2 protein-coding genes are annotated in these 1,320 nt (G+C 65.0%); one reads left to right on the top strand and one right to left on the bottom strand.

Annotation, left to right across the window (positions count from 1 at the left end; all coding sequences use genetic code 11):
- Positions 1-344: GAF domain-containing protein (locus tag ACQKDV_RS19550; RefSeq protein ID WP_427785877.1), on the bottom strand; the 344-nt coding region annotated here is incomplete at its 3' end.
- A 396-nt stretch (positions 345-740) separates the two neighbouring features.
- Here ACQKDV_RS19550 and ACQKDV_RS19545 point away from each other — a divergent pair.
- Positions 741-1,320 (top strand): PAS domain-containing protein (locus tag ACQKDV_RS19545; RefSeq protein ID WP_427785876.1); only part of this gene is annotated, 580 nt, incomplete at its 3' end.

The following is a 1,320-nucleotide window of genomic DNA, read 5'->3' as shown; positions in this document are numbered from 1 at the left end:
GCACCGATGGCGACGCCGTTCTTGGCCACCAGGGGCGAGCCGGCGTAAAACCGCAGGCGCGGTGGGTCTACCACCCGCGGGTTGCTGATGAAGCGCTCATCCAGTGCCAGATCGTTCACCACCATCACCCCGTTGCTGCCGATGGTGTGGGCGCAGATGGACTGCTCGATATCGGTTTCGGCCACGTCCAGGCCCTGCCGGGAGATCAGGCGCTGCCGGTTGGTTTCCACCAGTGACACGAAGGAGACCGGGGCCTGGAACAGGCGGGTCGCCAGTTCGGTGAGGCGGTCGAGCGAGGCGCCAGCGACGTCGTCCAGCACGTCCAGGCTGCCCAACGTGGACATGCGTTCTTCGGACATTGAAGGGGCCATGTGCTATGACCGTCTGGGCAAGAGGGGAGAGATCCACCATACGCCGGTGTGATGCCGATGCCTGCCCGGGCAGGGTTGCAGGGTGCGGGCGCACGTGACGTGTAGATGCAGCAAGGGCAGCGTCAAGGGGTGGCCGTGCCAGTGTTGCGCCGGGGAACGGTCACACGGAACGCACGTCGCGCTTTATACGCTGGCGTATGCTCTGCTTTTCACCCCAAGGCTGTGCTCACCGGTGCGCGCTGGCCGCCGATACACGTCCTGACCACCTGCCACGGTGAATTGCCGTAGATTGCAGCCCACAGTCTCACATTCTGCAGCGGGCGGGACGCCCCTGGGTTGCTGCGACGCCCGTTTCGATCAGGAATTGAAGTGCAGCCCCATTCTCCCCCTTTTCCCCGCTCTACCGGCCCTACGGCCGAGCGCGTCCGCCTGCACGATTGGGCTGCCACGCCGCTTGGGCCCGTAGCGCAGTGGCCTGAAGCGCTTCGCCAGGCTGTGGAACTGATGCTCGGTTCCCCGGAAAGCATGTACCTGGTATGGGGACCAGAACTGGTATTTCTTTTCAATGATGCCTACGCGCCCATCCTTGGGCCGCGTCTGCAGCACGCGATGGGTGCGCCGCTGCGCGAGTTATGGGCGGACGCATGGTCGGCCGTGCGGGAGCCGATTGAACGCGCCTTTGCGGGGCAGGGGTCGCGTTTCGAGAACGTGCCGGTGGCGATGAACCGCTATGGGGCGCCGGAGGAAACCTGGTGGACGTTTTCGTTCTCGCCTCTGTACGGGGCCGGCGAGCAGGCCGCCGGCGCCTTCTGCGTGACCAAGGAAGTGACTGGCATGGTGGTGGCCCAGGAACGGCTGGCGCGTGAGAACGAGCGGCTGATCGCGCTGTTCGAGACATCGCCGGTATTCATGGCATTCCTCGCTGGGCCGGACCATCGTGTTGAACTGG

Source organism: Stenotrophomonas sp. NPDC077659, from assembly GCF_050268705.1.
In the GTDB taxonomy this organism is placed as follows: Bacteria; Pseudomonadota; Gammaproteobacteria; order Xanthomonadales; family Xanthomonadaceae; genus Stenotrophomonas.
This window is presented reverse-complemented; position numbering and strand designations above follow the sequence as displayed.